Origin of the sequence: Tenacibaculum sp., from assembly GCF_050290165.1 — a bacterium.
In the GTDB taxonomy this organism is placed as follows: domain Bacteria; phylum Bacteroidota; class Bacteroidia; order Flavobacteriales; family Flavobacteriaceae; genus Polaribacter.
This window is the reverse complement of record NZ_JBNKHD010000003.1, coordinates 84,758-105,990: the sequence shown is the minus strand read 5'-3', so window position 1 is coordinate 105,990 and position 21,233 is coordinate 84,758. Positions and strand designations below refer to the sequence as shown.

14 protein-coding genes are annotated in these 21,233 nt (G+C 32.3%); 5 read left to right on the top strand and 9 right to left on the bottom strand.

Features of this window, described 5'->3' with window-relative positions:
* Positions 1–197: 197 nt before the first annotated feature.
* From ACQY6M_RS04965 to ACQY6M_RS04935, 7 genes are all read right to left on the bottom strand, one after another.
* A complete protein-coding gene (locus ACQY6M_RS04965; protein WP_428743647.1) occupies positions 198–944 on the bottom strand; it encodes an energy transducer TonB in 747 nt (248 codons plus the stop codon).
* A gap of 104 nt (positions 945–1,048) precedes the next feature.
* Entirely contained in the window at positions 1,049–1,771 is a 723-nt protein-coding gene (locus ACQY6M_RS04960; protein ID WP_428743646.1) for an energy transducer TonB, read from the bottom strand.
* 63 nt (positions 1,772–1,834) lie between these two features.
* Entirely contained in the window at positions 1,835–2,212 is a 378-nt protein-coding gene (locus ACQY6M_RS04955; protein ID WP_428743645.1) for a VanZ family protein, read from the bottom strand.
* On the bottom strand, positions 2,178–2,558 hold the full coding sequence (gcvH, locus tag ACQY6M_RS04950; protein WP_428743644.1) for a glycine cleavage system protein GcvH: 381 nt from the start codon (positions 2,556–2,558) through the stop codon (positions 2,178–2,180). Before gcvH ends, ACQY6M_RS04955 begins: the two co-directional genes overlap by 35 nt.
* Positions 2,559–2,585: 27 nt before the next feature.
* Positions 2,586–9,689: a cell surface protein SprA gene (sprA, locus tag ACQY6M_RS04945; protein ID WP_428743643.1), complete on the bottom strand. Its 7,104-nt coding sequence runs from the start codon at positions 9,687–9,689 to the stop codon at positions 2,586–2,588.
* 21 nt (positions 9,690–9,710) lie between these two features.
* Positions 9,711–10,292: a Holliday junction branch migration protein RuvA gene (ruvA, locus tag ACQY6M_RS04940; protein WP_428743642.1), complete on the bottom strand. Its 582-nt coding sequence runs from the start codon at positions 10,290–10,292 to the stop codon at positions 9,711–9,713.
* Between the two features lie 56 nt (positions 10,293–10,348).
* On the bottom strand, positions 10,349–12,652 hold the full coding sequence (locus ACQY6M_RS04935; RefSeq protein WP_428743641.1) for an NADP-dependent malic enzyme: 2,304 nt from the start codon (positions 12,650–12,652) through the stop codon (positions 10,349–10,351).
* Between the two features lie 137 nt (positions 12,653–12,789).
* On the opposite strand from ACQY6M_RS04935, the gene ACQY6M_RS04930 reads away from it, so the two are divergent.
* Together ACQY6M_RS04930 and ACQY6M_RS04925 are read left to right on the top strand one after the other, a co-directional pair.
* Entirely contained in the window at positions 12,790–13,407 is a 618-nt protein-coding gene (locus tag ACQY6M_RS04930) for a PAS domain-containing protein (protein ID WP_428743640.1), read from the top strand.
* A 261-nt stretch (positions 13,408–13,668) separates the two neighbouring features.
* On the top strand, positions 13,669–14,307 hold the full coding sequence (locus ACQY6M_RS04925) for a PAS domain-containing protein (RefSeq protein ID WP_428743639.1): 639 nt from the start codon (positions 13,669–13,671) through the stop codon (positions 14,305–14,307).
* A gap of 31 nt (positions 14,308–14,338) precedes the next feature.
* Here ACQY6M_RS04925 and queG read toward each other — a convergent pair whose 3' ends face one another.
* Positions 14,339–15,265, bottom strand: a complete 927-nt coding sequence (gene queG / locus ACQY6M_RS04920) for a tRNA epoxyqueuosine(34) reductase QueG (protein WP_428743638.1) — start codon at positions 15,263–15,265, stop codon at positions 14,339–14,341.
* 119 nt (positions 15,266–15,384) lie between these two features.
* On the opposite strand from queG, the gene ACQY6M_RS04915 reads away from it, so the two are divergent.
* From ACQY6M_RS04915 to moaD, 3 genes are all read left to right on the top strand, one after another.
* On the top strand, positions 15,385–17,985 hold the full coding sequence (locus ACQY6M_RS04915; protein WP_428743637.1) for an AsmA-like C-terminal region-containing protein: 2,601 nt from the start codon (positions 15,385–15,387) through the stop codon (positions 17,983–17,985).
* A gap of 128 nt (positions 17,986–18,113) precedes the next feature.
* Positions 18,114–20,579 (top strand): DUF5686 family protein, encoded by a 2,466-nt coding sequence (locus tag ACQY6M_RS04910; protein ID WP_428743636.1) that lies wholly within the window; start codon positions 18,114–18,116, stop codon positions 20,577–20,579.
* Between the two features lie 22 nt (positions 20,580–20,601).
* A complete protein-coding gene (moaD, locus tag ACQY6M_RS04905) occupies positions 20,602–20,844 on the top strand; it encodes a molybdopterin converting factor subunit 1 (RefSeq protein ID WP_428743635.1) in 243 nt (80 codons plus the stop codon).
* An 85-nt stretch (positions 20,845–20,929) separates the two neighbouring features.
* Here the strand turns inward: moaD and ACQY6M_RS04900 are convergent, their stop codons facing one another.
* Positions 20,930–21,223 carry a DUF3817 domain-containing protein gene (locus ACQY6M_RS04900; protein WP_133535345.1) on the bottom strand — a complete coding sequence of 98 codons (294 nt, stop codon included), beginning with the start codon at positions 21,221–21,223 and terminating at the stop codon, positions 20,930–20,932.
* Positions 21,224–21,233: the final 10 nt, after the last annotated feature.

Here is a 21,233-nt window from a genome sequence, read left to right as displayed (position 1 = left end):
TTTAACCCTATATAAATATTAAATTAAACTTTAATTATTTTATTCTTCTTCAGCTGATATTTGTCCCCACTTTCAACACAAATAGTAAAGCCATTATTATTAAGATTCTAGCAGTACCCATATTCATTTATTAAAACTATTTGTTTATTTATATTTTACATATAAAAGCTCAATCATTTTGATTGAGCTTTTGTTTTCTATTCAACTTTAAAAGTAATTGGCAACGTATACTTTACTTTTACCTCTTTATTATTCTGTTTCCCTGGTTGAAATTGTGGAATTTTGTGAACTACTCTATTAGCCTCCTTCTCTAACTTGTAATGTGGTGCTCTAATTTGTATATCTGTAATTTTTCCTGTTTTGTCAATAACGAACTGAGTTGAAATTCTGTATTTCCCTGAACTCAACCCTACATCTTGAGCTAAATCTGCATTAAAATTACGTTGTATATGCTGCTGTATTTTTCTTTCAAAGCATTTCCTATTCTCTAACTCTGATAAACCTTCACATCCTTTAAAAACAGGTGATTTCTGTACATTGTTAATTGAAACTGGATCATCACTCGTTTCTATAATCTCTTCTTCTTTCGCTTGTGGCAAATTCGACAAATTAATCAAAGGAATATCATTCTTTGGAGTATCTACAACAGTTGTGTTATCTGTTTTATTATCTACAACTTTAGGGTTTAAAAGTTCTTTAGGCACAGCATTCTTTTTTATTACTTCTTTTGTCTGTTCTAGTTTTTTAACAATAATTGGCTTTTGAAATGTAGGTATAGGTTCATAAACTCTGTCTGTTGACGGTTGTACTATTGCTGTTTCTTTAACTGTTTTGTGTTCTAAAACAAGAAAAACTACAAACAGGGCAAGCACCAAACCCAGTTGCATAAAAATAGTTGAGAAACTCTCTAATTGCTTTCGTGCATGTTTTTTTGTTGTTTTCATAGTAATTGTATTTATAATTATTGTTTTTATTGAAAACAAGAAACATGCCAATAAAAAAAGCAACCCAAAATGGGTTGCTTTTTTTATTTTTAAATAAGTAGTAACTATTCAACGTTGAATGTAATTGGTAATGTATAACCTACTCTTACAGGTCTACCTCTTTGTCTACCTGGTTCCATTTTTGGTATCTTTTTTGCTACTCTTTCTGCTTCTTGTTTTAACCTTGGATGCGGAGCTCTCGCCACTACATTAGTAATAGAACCATCTTTGTCAATTTTAAATTGAACGTAAATTCTCTTTTTACCTGGTGATAATCCAAGTTCGTTAGCTAATTCAGCGTTAAAATTACGTTGAACGTGTTTTTGTAATTTTTCATTTAAACAAGCTTTCTTTTGAGCTTTAGTACCTGTACATCCAGGAAATACAGGAACCTCTTCAATGATAGCGAAAGGTACATCTTCTACTACTTCTTCTACTTCTTCTACTTCTTGAATATCTTCTACTTCTACAGCTTCAGATTCGTCTGTTTCAGTAGACTCAATAACTGTCTCTTCTACTTCTTTCTCGTCTTCTACTACTTCAATTTTTTCAGGAGCTGGTGGTGGAGGGGTATTTGGTTTTGGCTTTGGTGGCTCAACTTGAAGCTCAATAGTTTCTTCTTCAATTTCTGAAGCCATATTAGCCACTCCTAAATCTCCATACTCTTTATCATATGTTTTACTCTCAATAGCAACATACGTTACAAATAAAGCTAAAACCAAACCTATCTGCATAAACAGTTTACTATAGTTTTCTAAGTTTGATTTTGGATTTTTCTTAATTTCCATCCTAAATGTTTTTAATAGTTCGCTAATTTAATTAATTTATTTCAACTTTTACAAGCTTAATCTTTAAATAGCTTTATTTTTCTTAAAAAATGAATTGTAAGTAATTAAAGCCACCAAAATACCCATCGAATTTGCAACAGCATCTAAAAGCTCTCCTGATCGATACGTTGTTATAGTTACTTGTAAAACCTCAATAATTATGCCGTAAAAAAAACAACAAAAAACTATAAAGTATTTATTAATTTTTGTTGTTATCAAAGCTCTTAACCATATGATGGTTAATACAAAATAAGCAAAAGCATGTTCTAATTTATCTATATGATTAATTTTTACAGGGGCTTTACCTAGCTTTATTAAACTAACAATAGCAATACTTATCGAGATAAGTATTGCTAGTATTATTAATTTATCCTTTAATAAGTTCTTGATATTCTTCAGCACTTAATAAATCCGCTACTTGTGAATCGTCTGATAATTTTACTTTTATCATCCATCCTTCTCCATAAGGATCAGAGTTTACCAATTCTGGTTCGTCCTCTAAAGCATCGTTAAATTCTACTACTTCACCTGATACTGGCATAAAAAGATCTGAAACAGTTTTTACTGCTTCTACAGAACCGAATACTTCTTCTGCATCTAAAGTATCATCTAAAGTATCCACATCTACATATACGATATCTCCTAACTCACCTTGTGCAAAATCGGTAATACCAATAGTTGCTACATCACCTTCTACCTTAACCCATTCGTGGTCTTTAGTGTATTTTAATTCTGATGGAATGTTCATTGTAATTATTTTTTATTGTGTTTGTTTTTAATTTCCTAAGTTGTATACTAAATTAATTCCTGCGTTAATAGATTGTCTTGGAAAAGTAGTAGAAACCGCATACTCAAATGTTTGATGATTATAATAAAAAGAGGCTGTTAGGTTGCTGCTTAAATTATAATCGGCAATAAATTTCAAACCAAATAATTTTTCCCCTCCTGTAATTTGACTATTCTCTTCATCAACACTTCTTATCAACGTCAAATTATCTCTTAACGAAATATCAGCTCTTAAATTTATATCTCCTTTTAAGGTTTCTTTCTTTCCTGTAAATCTGGTCACAAATTTAACATCTCTGATCTTATATCCAAATCCTAAAACATATTCTGTTCCTTTAACATCTGTCAAAGTATTGTTATTAAAATTTAGCGTTAAACTTCTATCTTTTCGAATTTCACCTTTAAAAGAAACAGAATTTTTCATTCTAAAATCTACTTTTACTAATGGAGAAAACTCATCTATCAAAGTTGCGGACGAAATTAAGAGTTCTGGTTGATAATTACCAGAAGTATTTGTATTTGTTGAACTAGTAGTATCGTACTGTAAATTATTGGTGTAATTTCCTATAGTATAAGATGATTTATACCCATGAGACAATGTAAATGAACTAAAGTTTTTCTTAAACCATTTAAATTTCATAAACCCGTTATAGTTCAATGTCCAGTTCGGAATAGGGATATTTCTAAACACCCCAGTACTTATAGAATTAGGACTACTTCCTGAATATGCAGCAATGAAAGCTGGTAACATGGCTTGTTGCCCATTTGTTTTAAATCCTGGGTTATTATTACTCGGATCAGAATCATTAGCAGCTACTCCTTGTTCGTTCGCTATTCTTCCTGAAATCGTTTGTCTATAATCCAAGAACTTTTGATACAACTCTTCATTATCAGTAAAAACTGTACCTATCATTACATGGCTTATACTATAGTTTCCTGTTTCAAAAGGCTTGATGTTAGGGTCTTGTTGAAATCCTCCACTACCATCAGAAATAACATCGAGTTGTTGTGATAAATTGCTTGTTTGAATTCTATTTCCACGTAAATCAATAGTTAAATCTTTATGTGGTTTAACAGACACATTATAATCTAACTTTTTATACCTTGTTTTTCCATAGGTCTTACTATAATAAGGTTGGTTAGGATCATCTTGACTTGTTCTGGTTACTAGCCATCCATTTTCAATAGCCTTATTTAAGATGTCTGTTTGACTACCAAAGACAAAACCAAGCGTTGGAGCCATTCCTCCGTCAAAATTATTTCTTCCTAAGAACCCTATCGAAGGCTTATACCCTTGTAATAAGGTTCCATTATTTTGTGAGTAACTAATTTTTGCTCTTTTTACTGATGTTAATACATCGTACACTCCTTTTCCTAACTTTTGACCAAAAGAAGCACTCTTTTTAAGTTTTGTTTTTTGAACTACTTCTTTGCCTCCAAGAGCGGTTGTTCCTTTTTGTGTTGGTTGGTTTTTAGCTCCTTTTAACAACAATTTATCTACTCCAATAATTTTATAAAAACGTCCAAAATCTATATTGGTATTTAAGTTATGAGTATTTGCATTTTGAATCATATTACCCACAACATCTAAATAACTAATATTATCTCCACTTGGTAATACTAAGTTACTTTGCGATCCTGCTTTCCAATCAAAATCTGCCGTATAACCATAATCAGAACTGATGAAGTTTAAAAACGGGAATTTATCTAGTGGTAATTTATAGGTAGCATTTAATTTTTGATGATAATTATCTGGTCTTCCTACATTAAAAAATTGGTCGTATACCTCTAAGTTTTCTTCTTCGCCAAAACTATCATATATGTAATTATTAGCGGCGTTAAAATTTAACTGTAACGATTTAGTAATGTCAAAACCAATTGTGTAATCCCAATTAAATAAAAATCTTCGCTGAATTAATTCTGGCTGTGCTACTGGTAAATCAATTAGGTTTCTTGACTGCTGACTATTGTAATTTCTATTAATCCTAGAATTAACAGCTAAGGTTTTAGGTACCGGATTAAAATTTAAATCTTTAATAAACTTTAAATATCGACTCTTAAATCCTTTTGACTTTTTAAATGGCTCTATAACGAAAGGAACAAAATTAAAATTATAACTAGCTCCTGCCATTACATTTTTATTTTCATATTTTTCAATATTATAATCTTTATGGAACTCTTCGCTATGCGCATATGAAGCAGAAAAATTCTCTACATCGTAAAACTTAGGTTTTTTCTTACTTTCTGGGTTTCTGTTCTTTTTTACATTGATAAAACTAATGCTCTTTCTTCTTGTATAATCTTGTGCATTCTTACTATTTGGGTTTTTATCAATAGCGTCTTTTAATTCAACATCCTGAAACTGCGGATCGTACTTTGGATCTCTAAACTCTTCACCATAACTATAACTCATAGGTACTTGCATGTTCCATTTTTTAGGCATCATTTTACCTAGCTGTATATTCGTAGCTACACTATATTGTTTTACCTCTTCTATGCTTCGTTGCTGTACACGATCTTCTACATTACCAAAACCAACAGTTGACATTCGTCCAGCTAAGGATACATCTAATACATCGGCCATATTCGCATCAGCATTTACAACTGCTGCCCAACCACCTTTATTATCAAAACCAACGGCACGCAGTTCATTAAACCATACTTCTACCGATTTTGGAGAACTAGTATCATTTTTAACCCCTAACATTACCGTTCTTACTTGTGCCAGAGTTGGATTACCTTTAACAGATATATTCAACCCATTAGAAGTTACCCCAGAAAAAACATTAGAAATAGGATCTCCTGCAGGTCTATTAATTTTAAGATTGGCTAATTCTTTCAATGGAATATCTAAATCATTATCCGTTGGCCAAACATCTGTAGGTGATGCATACGAAGTAGATATTTTTAACGGTTTTTCTATTTCGTAATAGTTATCGTTTAAATCGGTACCTAAACGTATTATCGCTACCATATCATCATTGCCAGCATCGTTTGCGCTACTTATCTTTTCAGCATGTAAAAACATACGTAGCTTTTTATACCTGCGCATATCAATACTAATATTCTTATAGATTGTTCTTAAGGAATCTGCTTCTAAATCTGTAACTTTTAAGGTAACCGATTGTTCATTTTGACGTTGAACTCTATTGGTTCCTTGTAAACGTTCTCTTTGAATTCCTGGGGGTAATTGATAACGATTAGGATTTTGTTCAATACTTACTACCCCTACTTCAAAATTATTAAGCTCATCATCAGGAACATTTTTTGTATATCTTCTCCAATCTCCTCTTACCAACTCTAGCTCACCAAAACGCAATACCACTGGCATTTTAAACTGCGACAAGAACATACGTATAAAACGAATACTATTAAAGTCGGTAATATTGTTAATTTTTTGAGCATCAGAATTTCTGACTGGAATTCTAAATTGATACCAAGTAGAGTTTCTTGTTGCTCCATTTAACAGCGTAACTTCTTGTGTTTTTACATCAATAATATGATTTTGACCCAATACTAAATCTGTTTTGTTTAATGAAACCTCATATTCAAAGTAGCTGTTTACAGGGTTCATTGTTTGATCTTTGTTGATATCTTCTGTATCTGGATAGGTGGTTGATGATGTTGGATATGATTCTCCTGATTGACTTGCTGTTGGCGAGTTTCCTTCCGTACCATTGTAATTTTTATATCGAGATAATACCGAAGGATCGGTATTTTCAATAGCACCTCCTCTAAAAAACTGGAAGTTATCTCCTGCAGGATCATCCAACCCAGCAAAAGCAGGGTATTTTGCTCTTTCTTCCTCATCATTTAACCCATCTAAACCAATATCTTGATTGGTTCTGGCATCATTGCTAGAATCAAAAGCATATAAAATTGAAGGATTTATAGGTGTATTACCCCAAAATGATGAACGTACATTACCTCCATCTACTTTTACTCCATCTGCAGGCAACCCATTTTCATATTGTTTTCTACCATCTTTCAAAATATCCTCTGAAACATTTCCTAAGTTGATAAATAATTTCCCTACTTGATTAGATGGATCTTGTGGGTTGATTCCTGCTTGCAATCCTTCTTCAGTTGTAATCGAATAATTCTCATAAGGATCCATTAACCAAAACTGAATGTATTCTACGTTCGCTTGTTCAAAATTATTGGTAGTTAGCGATCGCATAATTCCTCCCCAGCGTTCTTCTGGAGTTACCGTATTTGCATTCTCATTATAGTTATAAGGCCCTCTTTCTGCTGGATAATATGCCAAATCTAGCGTACGTACCAAATTTTGTTGGGTAATATCTAAATCTGTATTGGGAAATAATTCATTGTAACGAATTTGACGAACCTCGTCTCTTGACAACTCATTTTCATCAATATTGCTTGGTCTATTCCCACTACCATAAAATAACTGATCGATATTATACCATGCTAATTTCCCTCTTTTATAGTTATATTCTAATCCAAAAGACCCTCCATCATATCCCTGTGATTCTGGTGTACTTGCTAAAAACCACTGTTGTGGTGAGTTCAAGTTAATTGGTATTTGAGATGCTTCAAAATCATCTAAATATGAAGTAGCGGTACCATCTACATTAATTCCACTTGGAGATCCTGGTAATAAATACGCCATATCAGCTCGTACCGAAACATTTGACGGAGCCTCAGTTTCAACAAACGGTAGTTTATTAGCCAATTTTGTTAAATAAGGTACTTCAGAAGAATAATCTAAATTCAAACCAAACATTATATTGTCAATTGGTTCTCCACCTAAATTTACCTTAGGAGTAATAGGTTTTTCGCTTACATTTAAAAATGTTCCACCTAATATGAATTGGTCTGAGAAACGATGTTCAACATCTATTCCTATAAATGTTTTTCGCTGTTGATTAAAAAAAGTATTGTTTTCTACAGAAGCATTAATTGGAATCCCCGAGGCTTCTAAACCTGGATCTAAAATTTGTACACGTCCTAATTGATAATCGACCACATAATCAATCCCTTCAACCAATTGTCTACCTCCAGCAGTAACTCTTACAGAACCTCTTGGGACATTAAAAGCCCCCAAAGAAATTCCTCTACTTGTTTCTGACTTAAAATATCCTTTTAAAAAGAATTTGTCTTTATTCTGATATTCATTTTTTGCCTGAATCTTAGTAGTCAAGTATAATTCCTCAAAGACATATTTGTCTTGATCTGTAGCATTGGTTAATTCATCTTTTAAATCATCTCCAAAAGGTTCTGGTTCTGGAAACAACACATACCCTCTCTCTGAATTTACCGTAATACCTTCTACATAATCAAAAAAACCATCTCCATTAGGAACCGCATATTCACTTTGATCTAATTTATCTAAATTTAAAATACGTAATAATGGTTTATCTGTTATTCCTGGAGTTAGCGCATTTTGCAGGGTATTTTGTAAAGTCCCTGTTTCATCATCTCGATACAATAATTCAAAACGGAAACCATCACGTTGTAAAGGAAATGCTCCTAAAGCATACACGTTTTTCATCATTAAACGCCAAGTTGGGAATGCTTCAGCTGGAACTATTGGCGTACCTGTATCATCTAAACGTATTGTGTTTAAAATTTCACTACGAAGTAATTTAACTGCAATATTAGCAGGGGCAACAATCCCATCGTTTGAGAACTCTCCAACTTTAAAAACAGTTTCTCCATTTGAAGCTCCAACCACCGTATATTCATACGCTACAGCTAATACTTCTCCATCATTTAATCTTCTATTTAAAGATATAAACCCTAACTGAGGATGTAGCCTAAATTCATTTGGTTGTAACTTACGTGCATTTTGTAAATATGTATAATTGAATCCTTGTTTTGCAGGTACTCCAATCCCATTAATAGCATCATCAATTGTTGCCACATCTCTAATTCCATCTGTGGTAGCAGTTAATAACGAGCTTAAATTGTTCACTCCATTATACGGTATAAATTGAGAGTTTACTGATATTGCTCCTGGGGTTGTTGTTATTTCTGTTGGGTTTACCTCATTTGCATCATATGACTCCCCTAAATCGGCTAATGCTACAATACTACGATAATCACTTACATTTTGATTTCTATTAGTTACCCAAACTTCAACTCTTGTAATATTAATAGGGCTATTGATTAATGGATAGTTTTTTAACGCGTTTGAATAATTTTCTCTAAAATATTGAGATAAGAAAAAGTGTCGGTCGTTATCATAATCCGAAGCTCTTAACTCAAACGGTTCTATGGTAGCACCTCCTTGAGCTACCACAGTTTTAGATTGTGAGTTCTGTTGTGAAAATGCAGCAGTTATGTATGTTTTACCAAACTGTAATTCAGTTTTCACCCCAAACAATGATTGTGCTCCATTGATTAATGAATTCTTAATTGGCATACTAATATTACCTGCCTCAATATTTCTAATGATATCATCTTCGGTAGGAGTGTACTCTAACTTAATAACGTTTTGAAAATCGAAAGTCGATTGGGTATCATAATTAGCTGTCACTTTCAATCGTTTACCTACCTTTGCTTGTAAACTTGCACTAATTTGTTGATCAAAATCAAATGTGAAACTGCTTTGGTTCTCAACAGATATTTGAGGATTTTCGTTGTTTTGATATACCCCTCCTAACTTTATATTTATCTGTCCTGTTGGATTTACTTCAACTGTATTTCCTCCAAAAACAGATTCAAAAAATTTAGAGTTTACATAATATTTTGGAAGTAAATTTTTACGAGCTGCATCATTTCCTTTTTTCTTTGGATTCGTTGCATCTACCTTTTCTTTGAAATAGTCTTTTAAGTCATTTTTTAAGCGATACTCATCATACTCTCTAGGGGTCATAAAAATAGGAGTTCCTACATAGTAGTCTCCAATTTTTTCCACCACCATAAATTTGTTTAACGCTTTATCGTAAGTAACAATTTTTTGAGTAGGGTTATTTAAATAGAGAGTTCCGTTTTGGTTGTATTTAAAATTATATTTGAGAGGAACGACAGTATCTTTTTTAATAGCTTTTGTACTATTGACTTGTGTATTTTGTGAAAACGAAACAACACTCACTAAAAAAGTAAGTGCTGTAAGTAATCTATTCATAACTGCTTTTTCCAATCTTTTTTATAATTTTTTCAACGCCTGTTTTATAAGTATTTCAACACTTGCATCAGGTGTTTCTTTTAATATTCCCCCTATTACTTTATCGGCTTGCTTCCGAACGAAGCCTAGAACCTCTAAAGCAGATAACGCTTCTTCTTTATTTGTATTGTTCTGTACCACAGAAACTTCGTCCAATCCAAAAGTCTTTAAAACCTTATCTTTTAAATCAACAATTACTCTCTGTGCTGTTTTTGCTCCAATGCCTTTCACCGATTGTATCAGCTTCACATCCTCAGAAGCGATGGCTTGTTGAACTTCTTCTGAAGTCATAGAAGATAACATGGTTCTTGCTGTACTGGGGCCTACTCCAGAAACTGAAGTTAATAATAAAAAGACCTCTCGTTCCATTTTTGTTGAAAAACCATATAGCGTATGAGCGTCTTCTCTTATAGATAAGTGTGTATATAACAACACATTTTCATCACTAGGTAGTGATGAAAATGTGTTTAAAGAAATATTCATTAAGTATCCTACTCCGTTGCAATCTACCACGGCATATGTAGGATTTTTTTCCACAAGCTTCCCCTTAATTTGTGTAATCATCCAGCTATTTTTTCTATTTGCCTAAAATAGGCAAAATTATTTTTTAAAAAAAAGCCTTATGCATTTATAGCCTTTGTACTATTTTTTGCTTGCTTTTCTTTATTTTGAGCATCAATAACAGCTACTGCCGCCATATTTACCATTTCATCCACACTAGCCCCTAATTGTAAAATGTGCACAGGCTTACTCATTCCTAATAAAATTGGCCCAATAGTTTCTACTTCATCAACTTCTTTCATTAACTTATAAGTAATATTTGCCGATTCTAAATTAGGAAATATCAACACATTCGCTCTTTTTCCATTAAGCTTAGAAAAAGGAAATTCTTTCGCCAACAATTCAGGATTTAGAGCAAAATCTGCTTGTAACTCACCATCAACTACCACATTAGGATAATGACGATGAATGTATGAAACTGCTTCTCTTATTTTGGTTGAGCTTTCAGATTTTGAAGAACCAAAGTTTGAAAAACCTAGCATTGCTACATTTGGTTTCATTCCAAACATTTTTACTAATACTGAGGTTAACTGCGTAATTTTAGCTAAATCTTTTGCAGTTGGGTTTATATTGATGGTTGTATCTGCTAAGAACAATGGTCCTTGTTTTGTTAACATCATATTCGTAGCCGCCACCCTCGTTACTCCTTGATCTTTTTCAATCAACTCTAACATTGGTTTTACTACTGACGGATAAGGTCTTGAATACCCTGTAATTAAAGCGTCTGCTTCACCAGAATTCACCATCATTGCAGCAAAATAGTTACGCTCACGCATCCATTTCTGCGCTTCTAAGAACGTCACCCCTTTACGTTGTCTTGTTTTCCAAAAAGCCTCCGCATAACGATTTCTTCTTGCTTCTTCTTCATCTGTTTTAGGATCGATAATTGGCACATCTGCATCAAAACCTAACTCTGCTTTTAGCTCTAAAATGATTTCTCTTCTTCCTAATAAAATCGGTTTCCCTATTTTTTCTTCATAAACTCTTTGCGCCGCTTTTAATACATCTAAATGATCTGCTTCTGCAAACACCAAACGTTTTGGATCTTTTTTAGCTCGGTTATGTAACAATCGTACTTCTTTAGTTCCTGTACCTGAACGATCCATTAATTCTTCACGGTATTTGTCCCAGTCATCAATAGGTTCTTGAGCTACACCAGAATCCATTGCTGCTTTTGCAATCGCTGGTGGAATTTCATAAATCAATCTTGGGTCAAATGGTTTAGGAATAATATACTCTTTTCCAAAAGAAAGACTTACTTCGTCGTATACTATATTTACTTGCTCAGGTACTGATTGCTTAGCTAAATCTGCTAAAGCATGTACCGCTGCCATTTTCATTTCTTCATTGATTTTCTTTGCTCGAACATCTAATGCTCCACGGAAAATGAATGGAAAACCTAATACATTATTTACTTGGTTAGGATGATCTGATCTTCCTGTAGCCATAATAATATCATCTCTTGTAGCAATTGCTAAATCGTAATCAATTTCTGGTTCTGGGTTAGCCATAGCAAAAACGATAGGATTTTTCGCCATCGATAAGAGCATTTCAGGAGTCACAACATTCCCTTTTGACAGTCCAATAAACACATCTGCATTTAACATCGCCTCTTCTAAGGTATGTACATCTTGGCTAGTAGCAAACTCTGCTTTTTGAGAAGTTAAATTCTCATTATCTTTTCTAATAACTCCTTTACTATCGCACATTACTACATTTTCACGTTTAGCTCCAAGAGCTAAATACAAACGTGTACATGAAATAGCCGCAGCTCCTGCTCCGTTTACAACTATTTTAACATCTTCAATGTTTTTCTCATTAATTTCCAATGCATTTTTTAAAGCTGCAGCAGAAATAATAGCTGTACCATGTTGATCATCGTGCATTACAGGAATATCTAATTCCTCTTTTAATCTTCTTTCTATTTCAAAAGCTTCTGGAGCTTTGATATCTTCTAAATTGATTCCTCCAAAAGTAGGAGCAATAGCTTTTACTGTTTCAACAAATTTATCTACATCAGTCGTATCGACTTCAATGTCAAAAACATCAATATCAGCAAAAATTTTAAACAGTAATCCTTTTCCTTCCATTACAGGTTTAGATGCTTCTGGACCAATATCCCCAAGTCCTAAAACCGCGGTTCCATTAGATATAACTGCTACTAAATTACCTTTTGAAGTATACTTATAAACGTTGTTTTTGTCTTTTGCTATTTCTAAACAAGGCTCTGCTACTCCTGGTGAATATGCCAACGACAAATCGTGTTGTGTCGCATATTTTTTAGTAGGTACTACTGCTATTTTTCCTGGCTTCGGTTTAGCATGATAAAGTAGAGCTTCATGCCTCTTTCTAGAATCTCTCATAGGTTCGTTCTTGTTTGTTTGAACTTACAAATATACATTTTGTTTATGAAGTAAAAATATTTTGTAACCTGATAAAAGTCATATTTAATCTCCTGAATACTTCTGACTTTTGTACAACTTTAAACCAAACAGAATAAATGGAAACTACATTAAGACACATTATTGACGAAGAAGTACAATGGGACAAAACAAAAACCATTGTAAGTAAAACAGATATTTACGGAACCATATTATACGCAAACGATGTTTTCTCTAAAACTTGCGAGTACAGCACTATTGAGTTAGTGGGTGAACCGCATAATATTATTCGTCACCCAGACATGCCTAAAGTAGCTTTTAAAGTATTATGGGATGCCTTAAAAAAAGGTGAAAACTTTCATGCTATAGTTAAAAACCTAACGAGAACTGGTAGATACTACTGGGTAATTACCGACTTTACCATAGACAAAGACGAAGAAGGTAATATTGTTGGGTATACAGCGAGAAGAAAAGCGGTACCAAGTGGTGTTGTTAAAAAAGTAGAGCCTCTATACAAAACACTTTTAGACATTGAAAAATTAAAAGGAGAAAAAGCAAGTGAGATGTATTTTGATGCTTACTTAAAAGAAGAGGTTGGTAAAACCTATAATGAATTTGTTGTTGATTTATTTAATGAAGAACTTTCTAAAGAAGAAGCTGAAAAAATTAAAAACGAAACAAGTCCTATAAAAAAGGGGTTAAACTGGTTCTTTTTCGGAGAAACTGATCCAAAATAAATACCCCCTATAAATTCCCTTAACCAGTATACATTAAAGGATAGAGTTTTTAAGAACTCTATCCTTTTTTATTTAAAAACACTTTGTACTCTTCCCTTATTCTCAACATAAAGTGCTGGCACAATATTTTTCTATTTCTTAATTATAACTTTAACTTTTTTTAACCTTTTTTAAAAAAAAAGTAGTTTACTCTTGAAGTAAAAAAGCTTTACATTTGCTGACCTTTAAAAAAAGCTACCCGAAACTATTAAAAAAACATAAATGAACACAAATGACACTCTTAAACCTTCCAAAGTCATAGATGAGGAGGTTAAGTGGGACAAATCAAAAACCATTATTAGTAAAACTGATTCTGTTGGAACTATTTTATACATGAACGACACCTTTGAAGAAGCTTCAGAGTACAATAAAATAGAACTGATTGGAGAACCTCATAATATTATTAGACACCCAGATATGCCTAAAGTTGTATTTAAGGTATTATGGGATAATCTAAAACAGGGAAACAACTTTCACGCTATTGTTAAAAACTTAACAAGAACAGGTAGATATTACTGGGTTATTACTGATTTTGATGTAGAAAAAGATGAAACAGGAAAAATTACAGGTTATACAGGAAGAAGAAAAGCTTTACCTGAAAATGTTGTGAAAAAAATTGAACCTTTATACAAAACTTTGTTAGAAATTGAAAAAGTTAAAGGAGAAAAAGCAAGTGAATTGTATTTTAACTCTTACCTTCAAGAAGAAGTAAATTCATCTTATGAAGATTTTGTAGTAAATTTATTTGAACAAGAAGCTTCTAACTCAAAAGAAAACAATGATAATGCTCCTTCTAAAGAGAGTGGAATTATTAAAAAAGGAATCAACTGGTTTTTCTTCGGAGAAACTGATCCAAAATAACACTAAAATAAAACAGGCTCTAGAGCCTGTTTTATTTTTTTAAAAAATCAATATTTCTTGAGAGCCCTAAAAACTTAGTTCTCTTTACTGCCGATTTTTTAAATACTTTACTAAACGTTTCTTGAGTTAATTCTTGCCAATCACGTTTTGTCATATTCAATAAACTTTCTTGCGGTGTAAACAAAGATTCTTCATGTGGTTTTGAAAAACGATTCCAAGGACATACATCTTGACACACATCACACCCAAACATCCAATCTTGCAGTTGTCCTTCAAACCCTGATGGAATTGCATCTTTTAACTCAATCGTTAAATATGAGATACATTTACTCCCATCTACTGTATTATTAGGTAAAATTGCTTGTGTTGGACACGTATCAATACAACGAGTACAACTACCACAATGATCTGTTTTAAAAGGCGTGTCGTATTCGAGTTCTAAATCAATAATCAATTCAGCTAAAAAGAAAAAGGATCCTTGTTGCTTTTGAATTAATAACGAGTGTTTCCCATTCCAACCTAACCCTGATTTTGCTGCCCAAGCACGTTCTAACACAGGGGCAGAATCAACAAAACAACGTCCTGAAACTTCTCCTATTTCATCATTAATCAACTGCAATAATTCTCGCAATTTATCTTTGATGATATGATGATAATCTTGTCCGTAAGCATATTTAGAAATCTTATAACTTCCTTCTTGCTGAACTTCGGCTGGAAAATAGTTATACGACAAAGAAATCACCGATTTTGAACCCTCTACCAACAACCTTGGATCTAAGCGTTTATCAAAATGGTTTTCCATGTAATGCATCTCTCCATGATATCCATTTTCTAACCATTTTTCTAATCGCGGAGCTTCATCCTCTAAAAAATCAGCTTTTGCAATACCGCACCCCAAAAACCCCAAGCGTTTTGCCTGTGTTTTAATAAAGTTTGAATATTGTTGTTTCTGGTTCAAAATACGTGATTTTATCAGCGCAAAATTACCAAAAGAAAATTTATCATTTCATTGACTTTCTTTTTACAAATAATTGTTGAACTTTGTTCGTTAGTATTACATGACAAACTTTATTCACAATGAAAAAGATTTATAAAATAGTATTAGGCGTTATTATTTTTTTCTTTATCCTTTTAATTAGCATTCCCCTGTTATTCCAAGATAAAGTAATGAACTTGGTGAAAACCACCATTAACGACAATGTAAATGCACAAGTTGACTTCAGCGACTCGAGTTTAAGTTTACTTAGAAATTTCCCAAATGCATCGGTACAGTTATCGAACTTAACTGTTATTAATAAAGCTCCTTTTGAAGGCGATACTTTAGTATATGCTAAAGAAATAAATTTAGCGTTAAGGCTTACCGATCTTTTTAAAGCTTCTTCTGAACAGCTAAATATCAAATCATTTACTATTGACGAAGCTTTGGTAAATGTACTAGTTGATGAAAAAGGGAATGCAAATTACGATATTGCAAAGCCTTCAAAAACAGAAGAAACTACAAATGAAGAACCATCTTCTTTTGGATTGTCTATTAATTCATACGCAATTAATAATTCAACCATAAAGTACAACGATAAGCAAGGAAAATTAACTCTTGAGCTAACAGAATTTAACCATAGCGGAAGTGGTGATTTTTCACAATCAAATACCGAGTTAGATACACAAACATCTACCTTAGTTTCATTCGGAATGGATGGAAACACCTATGCTAAAAATCAAAAAATACAATTGGATGCTGTTTTAGGAATGGACTTAACTAACAAGAAGTTTTCTTTCCTAAAAAATGAAGCCAAATTGAATAACTTGCCTTTAATTTTTGACGGATATCTTCAAATGAATGAGAACAACCAAGAGGTTGACATTAATTTTAAAACTCCTTCGTCAGATTTTAAAAACTTTTTAGGGTTAATTCCTGAAGCTTATACCAAAAGTATTGCAAATGTTTCTACAACTGGTAACTTTAGTGTAAATGGAAAAATAAATGGAATTATTGATGATAATCATATTCCGAAGTTAGACATCACTATGCAATCTAACAACGCTTCGTTTAAATATCCTGATTTACCTAAAAGTGTTCAAAACATCAATATAGACGCGCAAATAAAAAACACCACTGGTAAAACTGAAAATACCTTTGTTTCCATCAATAACTTATCTTTTAAAATTGATGAAGATACTTTTTCTGGAAAAGGAAATGTATACAACTTAACAACAAACCCTAAAGTTAATGCTACCGTAAAAGGAACATTGAATCTTGCTAAATTAAACCAAGCTTACCCTATTAACTTAGAAAATGAACTAAGTGGAATTTTAAAAGCGGATTTACATACTGAATTTGATATGAAAGCTATTGAAAATAGTATTGTAAGTCGTATTAAAAATAGCGGAAAAATGGAGGTGAGTAATTTTGTCTTTTCTTCAGAAGATCTGGTGAATCCTATTCATATTAAAAATACCGTTGTTAATTTCACTCCAAGTACTGTTTCATTAACTAAGTTTGACGCAACTACTGGAAAAAGTGACTTAAACGCTACTGGAACTCTTAAAAACTTATTAGGTTTTTTACTTTCTGACAAAAAACTACAAGGAAACTTCGCATTAAACTCAAACGCATTTTATGTAAGTGATTTTATGCAAGAAAATCCCGAAACCTCTGAAAAGAAAGAGGAAACTTCTGATGAAAACGCTCCAAAAGAATCTTTAAAAATTCCTGCATTTTTAGATTGTTCTGTAATGGCTAATGCAAAAACAGTACACTATGACAATCTAACCCTGCAAAATGTTAAAGGAACATTGCTTTTAAAGGATGAAAAAGCCATACTTCAAAATGTTGATGCAAATATTTTTAACGGTCAAATTGCACTAAACGGAGAAGTTAACACCCAACCAAAGCAACCTACTTTTGACATGAAATTAGGAATTAAATCATTCGACATTGCACAATCATTTACTGGCTTAGATTTATTACAATCATTAGGTCCTATTGCAGGAGCTATGAGTGGTAAATTAAATTCTGACATTGATTTAGCAGGAAGTTTAAATGATGATTTTACTCCAAATTTAGCTTCTGTTTCAGGTAAAGCATTGGCAGAATTATTAACTACTAGTATCAATCCTGAAAAAACAAAAGCTTTAAGTTTATTAAATGATAAATTATCATTTATTGATTTAACAAAACTAGACTTATCAGACATTAAAACCCACCTATCTTTTAGCGATGGTAAAGTAGTGGTAAAACCTTTTGATTTAAAATATAACGACATTGGAATTACTGTTGGTGGTAGTCATGGTTTTGACAAAACAATGAGTTATAATGTTACTCTTAATGTTCCTGCCAAATATTTAGGTAACGAAGCTCAAGGACTGCTTTCAAAATTAAGCCCTAAAGAACAACAAAATATTACGGTTCCTGTTACTGCTAACATAACAGGTAATATGACAAATCCGTCGGTTACGACAGATTTATCTTCATCTGTTACTAAATTGAGTCAGAAATTGATTCAACAGCAAAAAGATAACCTAGTAAATAATGCTTTGGGCGGATTATTAGGTGACAAAAAGAAAGACAGCACCTCTACAACCAACAAAAAAGGCGAAACAGTAAAAAAAGTAACAGACGTTTTAGGTGGTTTATTTGGAAAAAAGAAGAAAAGCCAACAAAAAGATACTGTTAAGTAATTTTTAGTAACATTTTTCTTATTTCATAGTCTACATAGTATTAAGAGAACTTTGTAAGTTATTTAACACTTATTAAATACATTTTACAAAGTTCTTCTTTTATGTTTGTCACAATCAACCAACTGACTATGAAAAATATAGCTACACTTATACTTTTAATATATTCTTCAATTACCTTTTCTCAAATTAAAGGAAAAGTTACTGACGTTAAAGACCACCCTATCTCTTTAGCAAGTGTATATTTAGAAAATACTATTACCGGTACCACTACCAACAATAATGGTGACTATAGTTTACCCATTGCCAAAACAGGTACATACACTATAATTTTTCAAATGTTGGGATATAAAACGGTCAAGAAAATTATAGATGTAAACTCTTTTCCTCATACTTTAAACATAATTTTAGAGGAAGAAGAAGTTACCTTGGATGAAGTTGTTGTTAATTCAGAAGAAAATCCTGCCAATAAAATCATTAGAAATGCTATTGCTAATAAAGCAAAGAATACTGATAAGTTCGCAAAATTCACTGCTGATTTTTACTCTCGAGGTTTATTCAAAGTTAAAGACCTACCGAAAAAGTTTTTAGGACAAGATATTGGTGATATGGGAGGTGGACTGGATTCAACCAGAAGTGGAATTGTGTATCTATCTGAAACAGTCTCTAAAATTGCATTTCAAAAAAGACCTAAAAATTTTAAAGAGCATATTATCGCTTCAAAAGTTAGTGGACAAGACAACGGAATTAGTTTTAATCAGGCTGAAGATGTAAATTTTAACTTTTACGAAAACTCCTTTGATTTGGCTGATGTTAAAGTAATTTCCCCTATCGCTAATGGTGCTTTTGGCTATTACAACTACAAACTAACAGGTGTTTTTTATGATAAAAACGGAAAGTTGATCAACAAAATCCAATTACTTCCAAAACGAAAGAACGATCGTGTTTTTAGTGGTTTTATTTACATAGTTGAAGATGATTGGGCTATTTATGGTGCTGATGTTATTGTTACTGGGACACAAATAAGCTTACCTATAGTGGATACTTTACATATTAAACAGAATTATAATTTCTCTACCAATAATAAAGCTTGGGTACCTGTAACTCAAACCATCGACTTTAAAGCAGGAATGTTTGGCTTTAATTTTAACGGACGATTTTCTGCCGCATATTCTAATTATAATTTCACTCCTAACTTTACTGAGCAGACTTTTAGTAATGAAATACTTTCATTTGCTGAACATGCTACCGAAAAAGATTCTGTATACTGGAAAACCATTCGTCCCGTTGCTTTAACTTCTGAAGAGATATCAGATTATAAGCTAAAAGATAGCATTAAAACCATTCGAACATCTGAAAAGTATTTGGATTCAATTGATGGTAAAAACAATAAATTTAAACCGTTAGATATTCTTTTTGGATACACCTACGAAGATTCTTTCAATAAATGGTCATTAAGCACTTCTTCCCCTATTGAAAACCTCAACTTTAATACCGTACAAGGTTGGAATTCTACTATAGGGATTGACTATCGTAAACTACTAAACAAAAAAGGAAAACGATTAAGTATTGGAGCAGATGTAAACTATGGCTTTTCTGAAAAGAAAGTACGCCCTACTGCTAATTTTAGTTACCAATGGAACAATACTACCAAACCTGTTTTAACTATGTCTGGAGGAGTCGCTACACCGCAATTCAACGAAAAACAACCTATTTCTAAATTTTGGAATACGATAAGCTCAGTATTTTTTGAAAGGAATTACCTAAAAAATTATGAAAAAACTTTTGCTAAAGTTTCATTTTCACAAGAAGTAACTAATGGAATACGTATGTTCTCTTCTTTAGAATTTGCAGATAGAAAACCATTATTTAACACTACTGATTATGTGATGTTTCCTAAAGATGATGTAAGTTATACTTCTAACAATCCACAAGAACCTTCCAACTTTACCACTGGATTTACACCACACCATATGTGGACTTTTTCTCTTGGAACAAACATAAATTTTGGACAAAAGTATTTATCATATCCTAACGGGAAATACAATATCTCAAGTCGTAAGTATCCATCATTATTTATTGGATATAAAAAGAATTTTGGTTCCGGAAATACAGAATGGAATTCTGACCTTGTATTTTCTGAATTACGCCAAAAAATCAATTTGAGTAACTGGGGAGAATTTGCATACAAAGCTAAAGGAGGACTATTTTTAGAACAAAAAGACATTCCGTTTATCGATTATGCTCACTTTAATGGAAACCGCTTACTAATAGCTCCTAAAAGCAATTATTTAGATAATTTTTACATGCTTCCTTATTACCAATTAAGCACTAACGATAAATTTGTTGAATTGCACGGAGAATATAATTTTAAGGGTGCTTTATTGAGTAAAATTCCTTTACTAAACAAACTTAACTTCCATTTAGTTACCAGTGGAAAAGCATTGTTTACACCAGATAACAAACCATACTCTGAATTTGCTGTAGGATTAGATAATGTTGGTTTTGGAAAATGGCGCTTATTACGAGTAGACTTTGCTCGTTCGACTTTTAATGGAAAGCACGAAAACAGAGTTGTTTTAGGGATAAAGTTGTAGCTTTGTATCATATCCGTTTTACATGAAAACAACCCTATTACTTTTTGGTATAGCTGCAGACTTAGCAGGTAATTCTTCACTAACAATGGAGCTTCCTAACAAAAGCACCGTTGCTAGTTTTAAAGAATTTCTTTCAGCTGAATTTCCAGAGTTCCAAAAAATGAGTTCTTATGCCGTAGCCATTAATGAGAGCTATGCTACCGATGAAGCTTTAATACAAGAAAATGATGTAATTGCTATTATCCCACCAGTAAGCGGAGGATAAATTATTAGTTATTTATATAGAGTAATCTTTTAATTAGAAAACTTAGATTAAAAGATTACTCTATAATTTACATATTAAGTCTGTCTTAAGATTTTTTATAATCTCCTTCTTGTTTAAGATATTTTCCAACGAAAAATGTTCCGAAAGGTAATATAGATAACAAACAAACGATTCCGAAGTTTTTAGTGTTCCAGTTTAAATCGTACTTCAACATAATTGCCAATACGATATATCCTACAAATAGTAATCCATGGGGCATTCCTAGCATTTTTACATACTCAGGATTTCCTTGAGTATATTTAATTGGCACTGCTATAAAAAGTAATAATATATAAGATATTCCTTCTAATAAACTTACTAATCTAAAAAAATTAATCATTTGTTCTTGC